This is a genomic window from Sorangium sp. So ce375, from assembly GCF_051473855.1.
In the GTDB taxonomy this organism is placed as follows: Bacteria; Myxococcota_A; Polyangia; order Polyangiales; family Polyangiaceae; genus Sorangium.
Genome location: NZ_CP150335.1, coordinates 4,738,088 through 4,753,050 on the forward strand (window position 1 = coordinate 4,738,088; position 14,963 = coordinate 4,753,050).

A 14,963-nucleotide genomic window follows, 5' to 3' on the forward strand; every position below is an offset into this window, starting at 1 on the left:
AGCCGGCGACGGGGCATGTCAACTGCGCTTCGGAGCGCGCCTGGAGGGCGAGTGCTCATCCGAACACTCCAGCGAACACTCCAGCTTCGCGCGGCGCGCCGCGGCCCGCTGGCGTCTCCGACGGAGCGCGCCTGCCGGGCTCGGCTGCCCCGGCGCCGGCGAGCGCGTCACCGCTGGCTGAAGAGCGCGAGGCACCGATCGGCGAGGACGCCGCCGACGAGATCGAGGGGCGCGCCGGAGCTCTCGTTCATCCACCGCGCCGGGACGGCCAGCTCGCGCTGGGCGCCCCCGGTCGCCGCCGTGACCTCCTGCATCGTGCAGCCGAAGACGATGCGGCTCACCCGGGCGAGCCAGGCCGCGGTGAAGCACATAGGGCACGGCTCCACGGTCGTGTACAGCGTGTACCCCCGCAGGTCGGGGCCCGTGGCCGCGCAGGCGCGGCGGACGGCGCCGACCTCGGCGTGCCACGTGAAGTCGCGCTGGGCGTTCACCTCGTCGGTCGCCTCGGCCACGACGGCGCCGTCGGGGGCGACCACCAGGGCGCCGAACGGCGGCTCGCCCGCGCGCTGCGCCCCGCGCGCGAGCTCCAGCGCCCGCGCCATGAGCTCCTCGTCGCGGCTCATCGGACGAGCCTCGGCTCGAGCAGCGACTCCGGCGCCGGCGCCTTCTTGACGAGCTTGGACTCGACCGCGAAGTCGACCACCGCCTTCATCGAGGCGTACACGGGGCCGGCCTTCTCCGCCGTGCCGAAGAGCTGCTTGTTGTCGGCCAAGTCGTAGATCTTGTCGCCGGCCAGCATGCCCTTCACGTCCTCGGGCGGAGCGTTCAAGTACTTTCCGAGGATGGGAATCGCCTTGTCGGGCTCGCCGCGCAGGACGCGCACCCCCTGATCGATGGCGCCGATGAACCGCGAGCAGGCGCCCTCGGCCTCGGCGAGCCGCGATCGGCGCACGGCCACCGCGTCCATGATGGTGTCGGGGACGCTGGCGCTCGAGAAGATCACGTGACCACCGCCCTTTGTCGCCTTGGTGATCCACGGCTCCCAGGTGACCGCGGCGTCGACCTTCCCCGCGACGAACGCGGCCCCGGCGTCGTCGGCGCTCATGCTCGTGATCTTCACGTCGTCCGGGGCGATCCCGGCCTTCTTCAGGCCGGTGAGGAACAGCATGTGATTGACCTCGCCGAGGGTGAGCGCGACCGTCTTGCCCTTGAGCTCGGTCATGGACGCGACGCCCTCCTTCGCCACCACCGCGTCCGCGCCGTTCGAGCTGTCGATGAGCGCGATGGCTACGACGTCCGTGTCGCCGTTGCCGCTCAGCACGGCCAGGTTCTGCAGGGTCGTGAGGCCGATATCGAGCGTCCCCGAGGCCAGCGCGGGCAGCGTGTCCCCGGGGTTCGAGAACGGCTTGAGCTCGACGTCGAGGCCAGCCTGCTTGAACAGCCCGAGCTCGTTCGCGATGAACACACCCGCATAGCCGATCCACAGGTCGTGTCCCACGGTCAGCTTCACCGGCGCGGGCTTCGCCGCGGCCCCGGCCTTCTCGCCAGGCGCGGCGGTAGCGGCCGTCTCGCGCGCCGCCTCTTCCTTCTTCGAGCAGCCTGGCGACAGGAGGAGGCTGACGAGCGCTGCCCCGAGCTGTAGCACGACGGTCCTTCGGTTCATTGGTCCTCTCCCCTTGACGTGTGCGTGAGCCCGAGGAGCAGGCGACGGCGCTGCTCCTCGGGGCGGGCCTTCCCCCGCAGGAGCGAGAGGATATCCCGTTTGAGGCGCAGCAACGCCTCGTCGAGCTTGAGCTCGGGCGAGCGATCCGCCCGGGGCACCGGCACGTCGATGGTGGCCAGGACGCGGCCGGGGCGCTCGGAGAAGACCACGACACGATCGGACAGGATCAGGGCCTCGTCCACGTCGTGGGTGACGAACAGCGTCGTGATCCGGTGATGTCGGATCACATGGAGCAGGAGCCCCTGCATCTCCTCACGCGTCTGGGCGTCGAGGGCGCCGAACGGCTCATCCATCAGCAGCACCTCCGGCTGCGCCGCGAGCGCCCGCGCCAGCGCGGCGCGCTGCTGCATGCCGCCGCTCAGCTCCGCGGGCTCGCTGTCGCGGAAGTCCCACAGATCGACGAGGCGCAGCAGGCGCTCGACGCGGTCCGCCTCGCGCTCGGGGCCGTCCTTTCGCGCCCGGCCGCGATGGCGGGCCAGCGTCAGCGGGAAGCGGACGTTCTCGCGCACGCTGAGCCACGGGAAGAGCGTCTGTTGCTGGAACACGACGCCCAGCTCGGCGCCGGGGCCGAGGACGCGCTCGCCGCCGAGCGTGACGGTCCCGGCGGTCGCCGGCTCGAGCCCCGCGACGATGTGCAGCAGCGTCGATTTCCCGCATCCGGAGGGGCCCACGAGGCTCACGAACTCGCCCTCGCCGACGTCGAGGTCGAGCGGGCAGAGGGCGCTCGTCTCGCCGCGGCGGCCGGCGTACGCCTTGCTGACGCCGCGCACGGAGAGCGTCATGCGTCGCGCCCCCTGGCCCAGCGGAAGAGCCGGCGGTGCGCCGCGGCGAACGCCCAGTCGAGCCCCAGGCCGATCGCGCCCAGCACCGCCAGGTACGCGTAGATGCTGGGCGTCTGGATGAAGCGATAGAACCTGAGGACGCGGAAGCCGAGGCCCTCGGTGGCGGCCACGAGCTCCGCGACGACGACGTAGCTCCACGCCCAGCCGTTGCACATGCGCAGCGCGCTCCAGATCCCGGGGAGGGCGGCCGGGGCCAGCACCCGCCAGACGATCTCTGGCCGGGTGGCCCCGAGGCTCTGGCTGACCTGGAGCAGCGCCGCCGGGACCCGCCGCACCTCGTCCGCGGTCATGAGCAGCAGCTGGAAGAAGGTTCCCAGGAAGACGAGGAGGACCTTCGCGCCCTCGCCGATGCCCGCCGCGATCATGACGAGCGGGATCAGCGCCGGCACGGGGACGTAGCGGAGGAACTCGGTCGGCGGCTCGAGCAGCGCGGCGATCGAGCGGAACGCGCCGGCGAGCACGCCGAGCGGGACCGCGAGGAGCGCGGCGGCCGCGAACCCGGCGGTGACCCGAAGGAAGCTGTAGCGGACGTCGAGCCAGAGCTCCGCCGAGCCGAGCGCGTCGGCCGTCGCCTGCCCGATGCTCGCGAGCGTGGGGGCGAGGGCGGCGTTCACCCCGTCGCGGCCCGCGAGCCAGGCGTACGCCGCGAGGGTGGCGAGGAAGCTCGCCGCGCCGAGCGCGAGGCGGAGCGGCGCGGGAGCGGGGCGGCCGAGCGCGAGCCAGCGAGGCGGCGGTCGCTCGCACTGTCGCGACGGGGTTCGCGGCGCTCGGTCGGCGGGCATCCGTCAGCCGAAGAGCTGCATCACCGCGGCGCTCTCGGTGACGTAGGCGAACGCGTCGCTCATGCAGAGGATCGCGGCGTCGTGGAGCTCGCCGGAGGTTCCGGCCACGGCGTCGACCGGGAGCAGGACGCGGTAATCCAGGTTCCTCGCGGTGAGCACGGTGCTGAGCACGCAGATGTTGGTGCACACGCCGCAGCAAATGAGGTTGTCCACCCGCTTGCACCGGAGCAGCACGTCGAGATCGGTGCCCAGAAAACAATCGTAGCGGCGCTTTGTGAAGATCCGATGATCCTGCGGCTCGATCAACAGCCCATCGACCATCTCGGCGCCGCGGGATCCCTCGAGGCAGTGCAGCGGCTCGAACTCCAGCTCGATACCGAAGTCGCTCCGATCGGCCCTGTGCATCTCCTGCGTGAAGACGACGGGCAGCCCACGCCCTCTCGCCCACGCGACGAGCGCGTTGATTCTCCGCACGATCTCGAGCGCCCCGCGCGCCTCGCAGGGCGCGCCCTCCTCGACGAAGTCCCGCTGCATGTCGATGACGAGGAGGGCGGTATTGGCAGGCTGGACCTTGTCGAGGGGCAACGGGCGGATACGCGGCGTCATCGCGGGCCTGACCGCTCGACGCGCGGGGGACACCGGGCGCGGCGAGCTCGCTGAGAGGTGGTGAAGAGGTGAACCGGCCCGCTCTACACCAGCCGGGAATGCAGCGTCAAAAGGCTGAACGGAATGTAACCGGCGCCTCGCCGGAGGGTCAAGCGAGACCTAGGGCGTGAGGGCTTCGAGGGGGCGCGAGGCCGCCCGCTGCCTAGAAGAAGGTGTGCGGGGGAGTGGGACAGGTCTCCTGGTGTCTCTCGATGCTTCTCGACGTCTCTCGATGCTTCTCGACGTCTCTCGTCATCTACGGTCGCGCCATCGGATGCACGCGGGCCATGGCCTTCCGCCGCGCCATCGCGTAACGCACGCCGGCCCGGAGATCTCTCAGGAGGACGAGCCCCTCCAGCGTCTCGCCGAGGCTCGCGAGCGCTGCGGCGGTGCTCGCGGACATCCCCACCAGGACGCACTCGGCGCCGAGCAGGCGCGCCGCGTGCACCGTGCGCAGGAGGTGGTGCGCGACGGCGCTGTCGATCATCGGGACGCCGCTGAGATCGACGATCACGAGCTCGGCGTCGTGGCGCTCCACGCCCTGCAGGAGGGCCTCCATGAGCTGGCTGCCCCGTGCTGTGTCGAGATGGCCGATGAGCGGCACGAGGATGATGCCGTGCTCGATGGGCAGGACCGGGGTCGAGAGCGCGGCTATCGTCTCGAGCAGGCGCGATTGGATGGCGAGGAGATCAGCCTCGGTGCTCCGCAGCGCCTCTTCCGTCCTCTTTCGTGCGGTCATGTCGACCACGACCCCGACCATCCCGATCACGCGCCCGCTCGCGTCGCGGAACGGGACGTTGTTCTCCAGCGTCCAGCCGTCGCTCCCGTCCTCGAGCTTCCACTGGAGCTCCACGTTGAGCCGCGGGATCCCCTCCGACATGATGTTCTCGTCGTTGTCGTGGTAGCTGCGCGCGACCTCTTCGACGAATATGTCTTCATCGCGCTTCCCGACGATCCTGTCGGCCGAGAGGCGATAGTGCTCCGCGTAGGCCTTGTTGACGGCGAGGTACCGGTGGTGTCGATCCTTGAAGAACACCATCGCCGGGATCGCGTCGAGCATCGCGGCGTACCCCGAGGCCTCCGCCGCGAAGAACCTGGCCAAGAGCCCCTGCTCCAGCGCCGCCGACCGCTCTTCGCGCACTTCGCGCAGCGTCGAGCCCGGACGCGTCGCCTCGGCCAGCGCCTGCTCCAGCTCGGCGACGCGCCTGCGAAGCGCCACCACCTGCTCGTTCAGCGGCGTCTCGCTATCTGAATCCGAAAGACACTGCATTACAGGGTACCACGTGTCGGCCGGGCCACAGTGAACGCATGATTGTCGGGGGCGCAACACTTGTCAAGCGCTCGATGTCCGTTGTCGTTCGTTGTCGTTCGCCTTCGTTCGCCTTCGTCCGCTTTCGTCCGCTGTCGTCCGCTTTCGATTTGGCGCGCGTCGCCAGTGTGGCCGCAAGGAGCCGCGCATGTTGACCAAGACGTTCCTCACGTTCGTCGTTCGCGTCGTTCGCGTCGCTGGGATCCGGCGCTCGCGTCACGCGCCGTTCGAGCTGGACCCGTGCTCATGCGTCAGCACCGCATCTGCGGAGAGCGGGAGTTCGCGTCGTTCAGCACGGACGATGCATGGCGGCGCCGCACGGGGTCGAGCAAGCGACGTGGACGTGTAATTCGTTGTCTTGAATGTTTCGATTCCGGGTCGGGTGGAACGACGGAGACGCCTTGAACGATCGGTTCTTCCCTGGTCGAGGCGTGCCGTGGCCGGGCGTGGCTTCGCGGCGTGCGCGGGGCCGCCGTGTCCTCGCCGGCCGCGGCGCAAACCGGCGCGTGAGCGTTTCGGGCGTATCAATGAGCGGCGCGGGCGCGCGCCGCGCGGCGACCGGGCGCAGGGTAGGCGCACCAGCCGGCGCGTCGCCGGTCTGGTCAACGAGAGAGCTCACCATGAAAACCCAACAAAAACGCCTCGTCGCGGTCCTCGTCTGCCTCTCTGCCGCCCTCCAGGCGTGCGCCGAGAGCGAGGCCCCGGCCGCGCCGGAGCGACGCCGCGTCGGCGGCTTCAGCACGCCCGAATCCGTCCTCCACGACGAGGAGCGCGACGTCTACCTGGTCTCGAACATCGTCGGCTCACCGGTCGAGAAGGACGGCCGCGCGTTCATCTCGCGCGTCTCGCCGGACGGCGAGGTCCTCGACCTGACATGGATCGACGGCGCGTCGGAGGGCGTCACCCTGAGCGCCCCGAAGGGTATGGCCATCGCGGGCGGCAGGCTCTACGTGGCCGATATCGACGCGATCCGCGTCTTCGACGCGAGCGACGGCGCGCCCGTCGAGGACATCGAGGTGGCCGGCGCCGGCCTTCTCAATGACGTCGCGGCCATGCCCGACGGGTCGATCGTGGTCTCGGATTCCGGCGTGGCCATCGAGGACGGCGCGTTCGCCTCGATCGGCACCGACGCGCTCGTCGCGATCGCCCCGGGCGGGGAGGTCTCCAGGCTGGTCGCGGATCCCGCGCTGCCGCACCCGAACGGCGTGGCGTGCGCGGAGGACGAGATCTGGGTGGCTTACCTCGGCGCGGCGCGGGTCGACGCGCTCGACGCTTCGGGGCAGCGGCGGCGCGAGATCTCCCTGCCGGCCGGCACGCTGGACGGCCTCGTGCGCCTCGACGACGGCCGGCTCCTCGTGTCGAGCTGGGACGCGGGCGCCGTCTTCGAGGTCGACCCCGCCGGCGACGCGGCGCCTCGCATCTCCACGCTCGCCGCGGATCTCCCGAGCCCCGCCGATCTCGGCTGGGACCGCGGGAGGAATCGCCTGCTCGTGCCGCTCTTCGACGACGGCGAGGTCGTCCTGCTCGACGTGAAATGAGCCGGTGGAGCGGCGCTTCAGGCCCCGGGCCGGCGCGGTTACGCTGCGCCGCCCAGGCCGGCCCTGCGCCGTGTCTGCGCGGGGAGGGAGAGATACGCCCTTCCGATCAGGAGCGACGATGAAGACCCAGCTCACCCGACTGCTCGAGCCCTCCGATCAAGCCCAGGCCTGGGGCGCGCTCAGGGAAGCCATCAACCGCCTGGAGCGCACGTCCTCGGCGAGCGGCGCCGGCCTGGCCCGATGGGTCGGCGTCTTCACCCGCACGCGCGAGCGGATCACGATCCAGCGGCTCTCCCGGCCGCTCGTCGTGCTCATCCTCGACGGCGCGAAGCGGATCTTCCTCGACGGCCCGGACGGCAACACGCGCCTCGTCGCCCGCGAGGGGCAGATCCTGCTCGTGCCGCAGGGCATCCAGCTCGAGCTCGTGAACGAGCCCGATCCGGAGCGCGGCGCCTACCGCTCGTTCACGATCGAGCTGCTCAGCGAGGTCGACGAGCGGCTCCAGCGCCGCTACCCCACGCTCTGCGTCCAGCGGGGGCTCGGCGGCTTCGAGGCGGATCGGCCGCACCTCCTGCGCTCCGCGATGCCGTCGCTCCAGGCGCTGATCCACCTCGTGAACACGCTCCTCCTGCCCGGCGCGCACGCGCTGCTCATCGAGCACCGGCTGGAGGATCTCATCCTGACCCTGCTCCTGCAGCACCGGGAGCAGCTCGACGAGGCGCGCGCCGCCTCCTCGACGCTGGCGCTCGATCCGACGCTCGCGGTGCGGGCGCTGGTGCGCCGCGATCCGGCGCGCCCGTGGGCGGCCCCGGAGGTCGCGCGCGCGCTCGGGGTGAGCGACGCGACGCTGCGCCGCCGGCTCGGCGCGAAGGGGGTCTCGTTCAGGGCGCTCCTCTGGAAGGAGCGCCTCGAGCTCGCCAAGGCGCTCCTGCGCTCGGGGCGCCACGGCGTGCTGGAGGTCGCGACGGCCTGCGGATACGACTCGGCGTCGCGCTTCGCCGAGCAGTTCCGGCGCTCCGAGGGCGTCAGCCCCTCGGAGTACCGCGCGCGGCACCGGGAGAGCGCGAACGACTGCTGGAGCGACGAGCCCGCGCTCGACGCGAGGTGAGGGATCGGCTCAGCCCGCCTTGTCGATGCGGCCGTCGGGGTAGCGCGCGAAGCGGTCGTTCGTGCGCCCGTGGACAGGGCCGTCGCTCGGCCACGGCCACCCGCCGAAGCCGGTCCGCCGGTAGTCGAGGAAGGCCTGCTGGACCTCCGCCATCGAGGTCATCACGAAGGGGCCGTGCTGCGCGACGGGCTCTCCGATGGGCCGGCCCTGGAGGAGCAGGAGCTCGGCCTCGTCGGGGCCGTTCTCGAGGGGCGCGGCGGCCGCGTCGCGGAGCGTGATCCTGTGGCCCGCGGGGACGCGGCGGGCGCCGACGCGCAGCTCGGCGCCGCGGAAGAAGTAGAGCGCGCGGCTCGTGCCGGGGGCGGCGGCCGGCAGCGCGAAGCGCGCGCCCGGGGCCATCTTGATCGTCCAGATCGCCACGTCGGACGCCGCGCGCGCCGCCCACGACCTCGGCGGCGGGGCCGGCGGGCGCAGCTCGCCGAGGCGGCCGGCGACGATGGTGATCTCGGTCGTCCTGCCCGCGGCGTCGCGCGCGATCTGCTTCGGGATCGTGTCGCCCCACATCATCACGAAGTGCGGGTCCGCGAGCTTGTCGGCGCGCGGCAGGTTGAGCCAGATCTGGAAGAGCTCGAGCGGGTTGGGCCCGTCCCGCTCGACGAGCGGGAACATCTCCGCGTGGACGATGCCGCTCCCCGCCGTGAGCCACTGGACGTCGCCGCGGCCGTAGCGCGCGGCCGCGCCGAGCGAGTCCGCGTGATCGACGAGCCCGCGCCGCACGACCGTCACGGTCTCGAAGCCGCGGTGCGGGTGCTGCGGGAAGCCGGGGACCACGTCGCCGTGGTACATGCGCCAGCCGTCCTTGCCCGCGAAGTCGCGCCCGATGGCGCGTCCCGCGAGCGAGGCGGCCGGCCCCATGCGCTCGTTGCCGGCCGGGTAGGCGTCGTCGTGGTGGACGCAGAACAGGAAGGGGTCGAGCGTCTCCCAGGGGAACCCGAGCGGCGCGACGTCGCGGACGACGTCCTCCGCGGCGAGCGCGGCTCCGTCGGTGCGATCGGGCGAGGGCTCGGAGCGGGAGCACGCGGCGACGACGGGCGTTGCGGCGAGGGCGCCGAGGGCTGTGCGGCGATCCATGGCGGTCATCGTCTCATCGTAAGGTGGGCCTCGTGGAGGGACAACGTTGCGAGGGCGCAACGTGGTGTTGCGCCGGGAGCAACGGGCGAGGCGCCGCGCGGGCAGGGGAGAGAGCGGGTGCGGGGGCGCGCGTCGGGGCATGTGCGCGCGGGCGCGGCGCTTTTTCGTGTCGAGCCGGGGCGAGCGCGCCGAGAGTCGACTAGAGTCGACCCTCGTGTCCAGTCGACGCTCCGAATCGAGCATCATCTTCCTTGTCGCTGCGGTCCAGTTCATCAACATCCTCGACTTCGTGATGGTGATGCCGCTAGGGCCCGACTTCGCGGTCGCGCTCGGCATCCCGATGTCGAGCATCGGCTTCATCGGCGGCAGCTACACGGCGGCTGCCGCGGTCTCGGGCCTCGCCGGCGCGTTCTTCCTCGACCGGTTCGACAGGCGCAGCGCGCTCGCCGTGGCGATGCTCGGCCTCGTCGCCGGCACGGCGGCCGGGGGCTTCGCGACGGGGCTGCCGAGCCTCATGGCGGCGCGCGTGCTCGCGGGGGCGTTCGGCGGGCCCGCGACCTCCGTCGCGTTCTCCATCGTCGCCGACGTCATCCCGCCCGAGCGGCGCGGCAAGGCGATGGGCGTGGTGATGGGCTCGTTCTCGGTCGCCTCGGTGCTCGGCGTCCCCGCCGGGCTGGAGCTCGCGCGCCGCGGCGGCTTTCCGCTGCCGTTCTTCGCGGTCGCGGCGCTCGGGCTGCTCGTCGCCGGGCTCGCGATCTTCCTCCTGCCCTCGATGCGGGAACACCTCTCGGGCGCGCCCCGGTCGGGCAGCGCGCTCGGCGAGCTCGGCGCGCTCCTCGGCCGGCCGATCGTGCTGCTCTCGTATGCGACGACGTCGATCCTCACGATGGCGTCGTTCCTGGTGATCCCCAACATCTCCGCCTACGTGCAGTACAACCTCGGGTATCCGCGCGGGCGGCTCGGGCTGCTCTACTTCGTGGGCGGCCTGGTGAGCTTCTTCGCGATGCGGGCCGTGGGGCCGCTCGTCGATCGCCTCGGCGCGTTCCAGACGGGCTCGGTGGGGGCGGTGGTGCTCGTGAGCGTCCTTTACGCAGGGTTCGTCTCGTACGTGCCGGGGCTGCCGGTGCTCGCCATCTTCATCGTCTTCATGCTGGGCATGACGTTCCGCAACGTCTCTCACAACACGCTGACCTCGAAGGTGCCGCGCCCCGCCGAGCGGGCGCGCTTCACCTCGATGCAGTCGGCGGTGCAGCACATGTCGTCGGCGATCGCGGCGTTCGCGGCGGCCAGGATGCTCCACGAGCTGCCGGACCACCGTCTCGAGGGCATGTCGGTCGTCGCGGGGCTGTCCATCGCGTTCACGGCCGCGCTGCCCCTGCTGTTCCTCGGGATCGAGCGGCGCGTCGCGCCGGCGGCTGCGGGGCGTCCGGCGCCCTGACGCAGCCGGCCACCAGCGTCAGGATATCGAGGCTCACCTGGAGCGGCACCTGGCTCTACCGCATCAGAGCACGAAGCGGACCGTCACCATCGCAGCACCGGGCGACGCAGCGGGCCGGATCTCGATCTTCACGTCGCCTCGCTCCTCGTTACGGTACGACTGAGGCCCGTTCATGAAGAGCATGACCGCGCCCGTGAGCGCCGTCGCTCCGCCGACGAGCAGGGTGCCGGTGGCCAGCCACCCCTCGTTGACGCTGGCGTCGTAGCGGTAGTCGTCGGACGGCTCGCACGATGAACCGCAATCGAGCTGGTTGCGCAGGTGGTCTCTGGCATTCCTGCTCTCGGCGTCCCACATCAATACGCTGCCCGTGGCGGCGACGGCCACGCCGGCTGCGACCGTGGCCCAGGGGAGCCAGGCGGGCCACCGCGGCGTGGTGACGGTGGTCTCGGGGCGCACGACGAGCTGGCCTGAGGCCTCTTTGCCGGCGAGCATGACCACGGGCTTGGCGACCGTGAAGTAGCCGTCCTTTCTCGCCGTGATGACGTGTTCTCCCGGCGTGACCATCTGGCGCTGTGTGCTGGGGCCGACGAACCACGGCTTGCCGTCCATCAGCACGGTGGCGCCCGGCTCATCGCAGCGGATCTCGATGGCGGCGAGCTCCTGCGCCACGAGCGCTCGCAGCACCGCGCGCGCCTCTTGCTCCTTGTCGGCGTCGAGCGAGCCGGGCCCCCATCGCAGTGCGAGGCGCAGGTTGTCATAGGCCAGGACCGGCAGGCCGATGCTCCTCAACACCCGCGCGAGGTAGAGCCGGAGCTCGGGGTGCTCCCACGAAATCAGCGCCTCTTCGTACTTCGCCCGCGCCTCGGCGAACATCATGCGCCGGTGGAAGATCCGCGCCTCCTTGAAGAGCGCCAGGGCCATCTGCTTTCGATCCTCGGAGATCCCCTGGTGCCATGGCGGCGGGGGCGCCGGCGACTCCGCTGTCGCCGGCGACGCTGGAGGGGGCGACGATGACGACGATGACGGCGGCAGCATCTCGCTCGACGGCGCCTCGGCTCGAGCAGGCGCGGCGCACAGGGCGATGAGGGGCACGGGCAGGAGGAGCTTCGCAAACGGAAGGGCGACGTGAGCTGGTCGTTTACGGGTCGTCGTCATGAAAGCCAATCGCACTCCTCCGGCTCGCCCGACATGCTTCATCGAGCGGTCGCCCGGCTCGCCGGACGGACGTGCAAGCTCCGCGCCTGAAGATAGGCCCGCGCATGTCCTCTGTGAAGCGCTCTTGTGATGGGTCTGTGTATACACGGCTGCGCTGGGCGCCTATGCTCTTGTCATCGCTCCAGCTGTTGCGGAGGCGTTCGGTTTCATGGCGGTGTCTTTTTGCAGGGAGACGAGAAGGTGGCCACTGAGCTGATCACCCAGGACGCCGTCCCTCGATCGTCCGACGCGGCTCCGCTCGATCATGAAGGGCGCTCTGGCATGAGCACAGAAGGCCTCGTGGATGAGGCCTACGCCAGCACGGTGCTTATCGGCTCGGCGCTCCCGGCGGTCGGGGGCCTCGATCCAGCGGGCGTTCATGGGGTGAAGCGCGAGGCGGTGACCGACGCGAGCGCTCCGCCGTCCTTGTCGATCTCCCGGAGCGAGCCGCCGTTGGCAGGCACCCGCATCGGCCACTACGAGCTCCTGCGCGAGCTCGGGCGGGGCGGCATGGGCACCGTCTTCCTGGCGCGCGACACCCGGCTCGCTCGCCTCGTCGCGATCAAGCTCCTCACGAGGCTGAGCCGCAGCGGTCTACAGCGCTTCTTGATCGAAGCGCAGGCCACCGCGCGCTGCAACCACGAGCACATCGTGACGATCCACGAGGTGAACGAGCACAATGGATATCCGTACATGGTGCTCGAGTTCATCGAGGGGCAGAGCCTCCGCGCCTGGATGAGCCAGCGCAGGTCTGCTGACGCCAGCGAGGACATGTCGACGGCGCCCCTGCCGCCCAGCCTGGCCGTCGACATGATGGTTCCCGTGGTGCGCGCGCTCTGTCGCGCGCACGCTTCCGGCATCATTCATCGCGACCTCAAGCCCGAGAACATCATGCTGGAGGCGTCGGGGGCGATCAAGGTGGTCGATTTCGGCATTGCCAAGCTGCGCGAGGACGAGGGGAGCCTCGCCCTCGCGGTGGAGCGCTCTGGCACCGAGACGACGCGCCTGACCGGCGAGGGAGCGGTCATCGGCACGATGCCTTATATGTCCCCCGAGCAGTGGAGGGGAAAGGACATCGACCAGTCCAGCGATATCTGGGCGGTCGGCATCATGCTCCATGAGCTCGTGCTCGGCGAGCACCCGCTCGCGCCGGTCAGCCAGGCGACGCTCTTCAGCGTGGCGCTCCTCGATGAGCAGATGCCCCAGGTCAGCGCGCGCCACCCGGAGCTCGGCGCGCTCGGCGCGATCATCGACAGGTGCCTCTGCAAGCGGAAATCCGAGCGGTTCGCGTCCGCGCAGGAGCTCTTGGCCGAGCTCTTGCCCCTCCTGCCCGGGCGCCGGGAGATCCTCCTCGGCAGCGACGACAGCCCGTTCGCCGGCCTGTCGTCGTTCCAGGAGGCCGACGCCGACCGCTTCTTCGGCCGCGCGCAGGACCTCGCGGGCGTCGTGGCGCGCCTCCGGAGCCAGCCGCTGCTCGCGCTCGCGGGGGCGTCGGGCGTGGGGAAGTCGTCGCTCGTGAGGGCGGGGGTGATCCCGGCGCTGAAGCGCTCTGGCGAGGGCTGGGAGGCGCTCGTCGTGCGGCCCGGGCGTGAGCCCATGGTGGCGCTCGCGGATCTGTTCAGCCACGCCGCCGCGACGCTGTGTGCACCCCGGCTGGCGTCCAGCCCGCCGAGCGGCGCGGCGACGGGCGCGGCCCCCCTGGTCGAGCGGCTGCGCGTCGAGCCCGGCCTCTTCGGCGCGTCGCTGCGCGCGTGGTCGGGCGGCGCGCAGCGACGCCTCTTGCTGTTCGTGGATCAGTTCGAGGAGCTCTTCACGCTCGGCACAGCGGCCAGCGAGCGCGAGGCGTTCCTCGCGTGCCTCACGGGGGTCGCCGACGACGCTTCCTCGCCGCTCCGGGTGGTCCTGGCGGTGCGCTCGGACTTCCTGGAGCGGATGGCCGAGCACGAGCAGTTCATGGCCGCGATGATCCGCGGCCTCGTGTTCCTCCGGCCGATGGGGCGCGAGGGGCTGCGCGAGGCGCTGATGAAGCCGATCGAGGCGGCGCGGTACGAGGTCGAGGATCCCGCGATGATCGAGGGCTTTCTCGACGCGCTGGCGACGACGCGCGGCGCGCTGCCGCTGCTCCAGTTCACCGCGGCGCGGCTGTGGGAGATGCGCGATCGGGGGCGCCGGTTGCTCACGCGGGAGAGCTACGAGGCGCTCGGGGGTGTGGCGGGCGCGCTCGCGAGCCACGCGGACACGGTGCTGGCGGGGATGAGCGAGCGCCGGGCGAAGCTCGCGCGGGTGGTCCTGGAGCGCCTGGTGACGCCGGAGCGGACGCGGGCCGTGGCGAGCCTGGGTGAGCTGTGCGAGCTGCCCGGGGATCGAGGCGAGATCGAGCGGGTGGTGGAGCTGCTCGCCGACGGGCGGCTCCTGGCGATCGAGACGGGGAGCGACCGCGCTGGCAGCACGGTGGAGATCGTGCACGAGTCGCTCATCGAGCGCTGGCCGACGCTCAAGCGGTGGCTCGACGAGAACCAGGAGGACGCCGCGTTCCTGGATCGGCTGCGCGCGGCGGCGAGGCTCTGGGATGCGAGCGGCCGCGCCGCGGACACGCTCTGGCGCGGCAAGGTCGCCGAGGAGGCCCGCGGCTTTCGCGAGCGTTACCGTGGTGAGCTGCCGGAGCGGGAGCAGCTCTATCTGGACGAGGTGCTCGGGTTCGCCGATCAGCAGCAACGCGGGAGGCGCCGTCTCGTCTCCGGGGTCATCGCGGCGCTGTCGCTCCTCGTCGTCGCGGCGGGGGCGGGGATCGTGAAGCTGACTCGCCTGAACCAGGTGAGATGGGCGCAGCTCGACGAGATCCGGACCACGGAGGACACGCTGAAGAAGGCGCTCGCGCGCGAGGAGGCGCAGCGGAGCGCGGCGGAGCGGGTGCGGCAGGACAGCGAGGCAGCGCGGCAGGAGAGCGAGGCGCAGCGGCGACGGGCCGAGCGGCTGCAGCACGATGCCGAGGAGGCCCGGGATCGGGCAGAGGCCGAAGCCGAGCGGGCCCGCGTCGCGGCCAACCAGGCGCGGATGGCGCGGGATGAGGCGCAGAAGGCGGAGGCCGAGGCGCGAACGGCCGAGGCAAAGGCCACCGAGGAGGAGCAGAAGGCCAAGGCGGCGGCCGAGGCGGTGCTGCGGAGCAAGGAGGAGCAGGAGCAGCTCATCGAGCGGGCCGTGGGGAAGATCGGCGAGACGTTGAAGTGACGGGCGCTCGCTTCGGGCGGCGCGC

At 71.4% G+C, this 14,963-nt stretch carries 12 protein-coding genes; 4 read left to right on the forward strand and 8 right to left on the reverse strand.

Annotated features, from left to right (window positions below):
- Positions 1–167: 167 nt before the first annotated feature.
- The 6 genes from WME90_RS17580 to WME90_RS17605 form a co-directional block, all read right to left on the reverse strand.
- Entirely contained in the window at positions 168–623 is a 456-nt protein-coding gene (locus WME90_RS17580) for a nucleoside deaminase (protein ID WP_437282298.1), read from the reverse strand.
- Positions 620–1,663, reverse strand: coding sequence for an ABC transporter substrate-binding protein (locus tag WME90_RS17585; RefSeq protein ID WP_437282299.1), 1,044 nt, complete (start codon positions 1,661–1,663; stop codon positions 620–622). Before WME90_RS17585 ends, WME90_RS17580 begins: the two co-directional genes overlap by 4 nt.
- Entirely contained in the window at positions 1,660–2,505 is an 846-nt protein-coding gene (locus tag WME90_RS17590) for an ABC transporter ATP-binding protein (protein WP_437282300.1), read from the reverse strand. The genes WME90_RS17585 and WME90_RS17590 overlap by 4 nt, the downstream gene beginning before the upstream one ends.
- Positions 2,502–3,347: an ABC transporter permease gene (locus WME90_RS17595; protein WP_437282301.1), complete on the reverse strand. Its 846-nt coding sequence runs from the start codon at positions 3,345–3,347 to the stop codon at positions 2,502–2,504. The genes WME90_RS17590 and WME90_RS17595 overlap by 4 nt, the downstream gene beginning before the upstream one ends.
- Positions 3,348–3,350: 3 nt before the next feature.
- Positions 3,351–3,953 carry a cysteine hydrolase family protein gene (locus WME90_RS17600; protein WP_437282302.1) on the reverse strand — a complete coding sequence of 201 codons (603 nt, stop codon included), beginning with the start codon at positions 3,951–3,953 and terminating at the stop codon, positions 3,351–3,353.
- A gap of 295 nt (positions 3,954–4,248) precedes the next feature.
- Positions 4,249–5,211: a PAS domain-containing protein gene (locus WME90_RS17605; protein ID WP_437282303.1), complete on the reverse strand. Its 963-nt coding sequence runs from the start codon at positions 5,209–5,211 to the stop codon at positions 4,249–4,251.
- Positions 5,212–5,921: 710 nt separating this feature from the next.
- Here WME90_RS17605 and WME90_RS17610 point away from each other — a divergent pair.
- Positions 5,922–6,839 (forward strand): SMP-30/gluconolactonase/LRE family protein, encoded by a 918-nt coding sequence (locus WME90_RS17610; RefSeq protein ID WP_437282304.1) that lies wholly within the window; start codon positions 5,922–5,924, stop codon positions 6,837–6,839.
- Between the two features lie 118 nt (positions 6,840–6,957).
- Positions 6,958–7,947 (forward strand): helix-turn-helix transcriptional regulator, encoded by a 990-nt coding sequence (locus WME90_RS17615; RefSeq protein ID WP_437282305.1) that lies wholly within the window; start codon positions 6,958–6,960, stop codon positions 7,945–7,947.
- Between the two features lie 9 nt (positions 7,948–7,956).
- On the opposite strand, the gene WME90_RS17620 is transcribed toward WME90_RS17615, so the two are convergent.
- Positions 7,957–9,087, reverse strand: coding sequence for a pirin family protein (locus WME90_RS17620; protein WP_437282306.1), 1,131 nt, complete (start codon positions 9,085–9,087; stop codon positions 7,957–7,959).
- 205 nt (positions 9,088–9,292) lie between these two features.
- Between WME90_RS17620 and WME90_RS17625 the strand changes: the two genes are divergently transcribed.
- A complete protein-coding gene (locus WME90_RS17625; RefSeq protein WP_437282307.1) occupies positions 9,293–10,516 on the forward strand; it encodes an MFS transporter in 1,224 nt (407 codons plus the stop codon).
- A 63-nt stretch (positions 10,517–10,579) separates the two neighbouring features.
- Here WME90_RS17625 and WME90_RS17630 read toward each other — a convergent pair whose 3' ends face one another.
- Positions 10,580–11,671, reverse strand: coding sequence for a hypothetical protein (locus WME90_RS17630; RefSeq protein ID WP_437282308.1), 1,092 nt, complete (start codon positions 11,669–11,671; stop codon positions 10,580–10,582).
- Between the two features lie 321 nt (positions 11,672–11,992).
- On the opposite strand from WME90_RS17630, the gene WME90_RS17635 reads away from it, so the two are divergent.
- Positions 11,993–14,938, forward strand: a complete 2,946-nt coding sequence (locus WME90_RS17635) for an nSTAND1 domain-containing NTPase (RefSeq protein ID WP_437282309.1) — start codon at positions 11,993–11,995, stop codon at positions 14,936–14,938.
- Positions 14,939–14,963 lie beyond the last annotated feature (25 nt).

What these genes read in the sequence shown, in the direction of transcription:
- WME90_RS17630 (WP_437282308.1), bottom strand. Translation starts at nt 11,671, where the DNA reads ATGACGACGACCCGTAAACGACCAGCTCACGTCGCCCTTCCGTTTGCG.
- WME90_RS17610 (WP_437282304.1), top strand. Translation starts at nt 5,922, where the DNA reads ATGAAAACCCAACAAAAACGCCTCGTCGCGGTCCTCGTCTGCCTCTCT.
- WME90_RS17590 (WP_437282300.1), bottom strand. Translation starts at nt 2,505, where the DNA reads ATGACGCTCTCCGTGCGCGGCGTCAGCAAGGCGTACGCCGGCCGCCGC.
- WME90_RS17580 (WP_437282298.1), bottom strand. Translation starts at nt 623, where the DNA reads ATGAGCCGCGACGAGGAGCTCATGGCGCGGGCGCTGGAGCTCGCGCGC.
- WME90_RS17595 (WP_437282301.1), bottom strand. Translation starts at nt 3,347, where the DNA reads ATGCCCGCCGACCGAGCGCCGCGAACCCCGTCGCGACAGTGCGAGCGA.
- WME90_RS17585 (WP_437282299.1), bottom strand. Translation starts at nt 1,663, where the DNA reads ATGAACCGAAGGACCGTCGTGCTACAGCTCGGGGCAGCGCTCGTCAGC.
- WME90_RS17635 (WP_437282309.1), top strand. Translation starts at nt 11,993, where the DNA reads ATGAGCACAGAAGGCCTCGTGGATGAGGCCTACGCCAGCACGGTGCTT.
- WME90_RS17620 (WP_437282306.1), bottom strand. Translation starts at nt 9,087, where the DNA reads ATGACCGCCATGGATCGCCGCACAGCCCTCGGCGCCCTCGCCGCAACG.
- WME90_RS17615 (WP_437282305.1), top strand. Translation starts at nt 6,958, where the DNA reads ATGAAGACCCAGCTCACCCGACTGCTCGAGCCCTCCGATCAAGCCCAG.
- WME90_RS17600 (WP_437282302.1), bottom strand. Translation starts at nt 3,953, where the DNA reads ATGACGCCGCGTATCCGCCCGTTGCCCCTCGACAAGGTCCAGCCTGCC.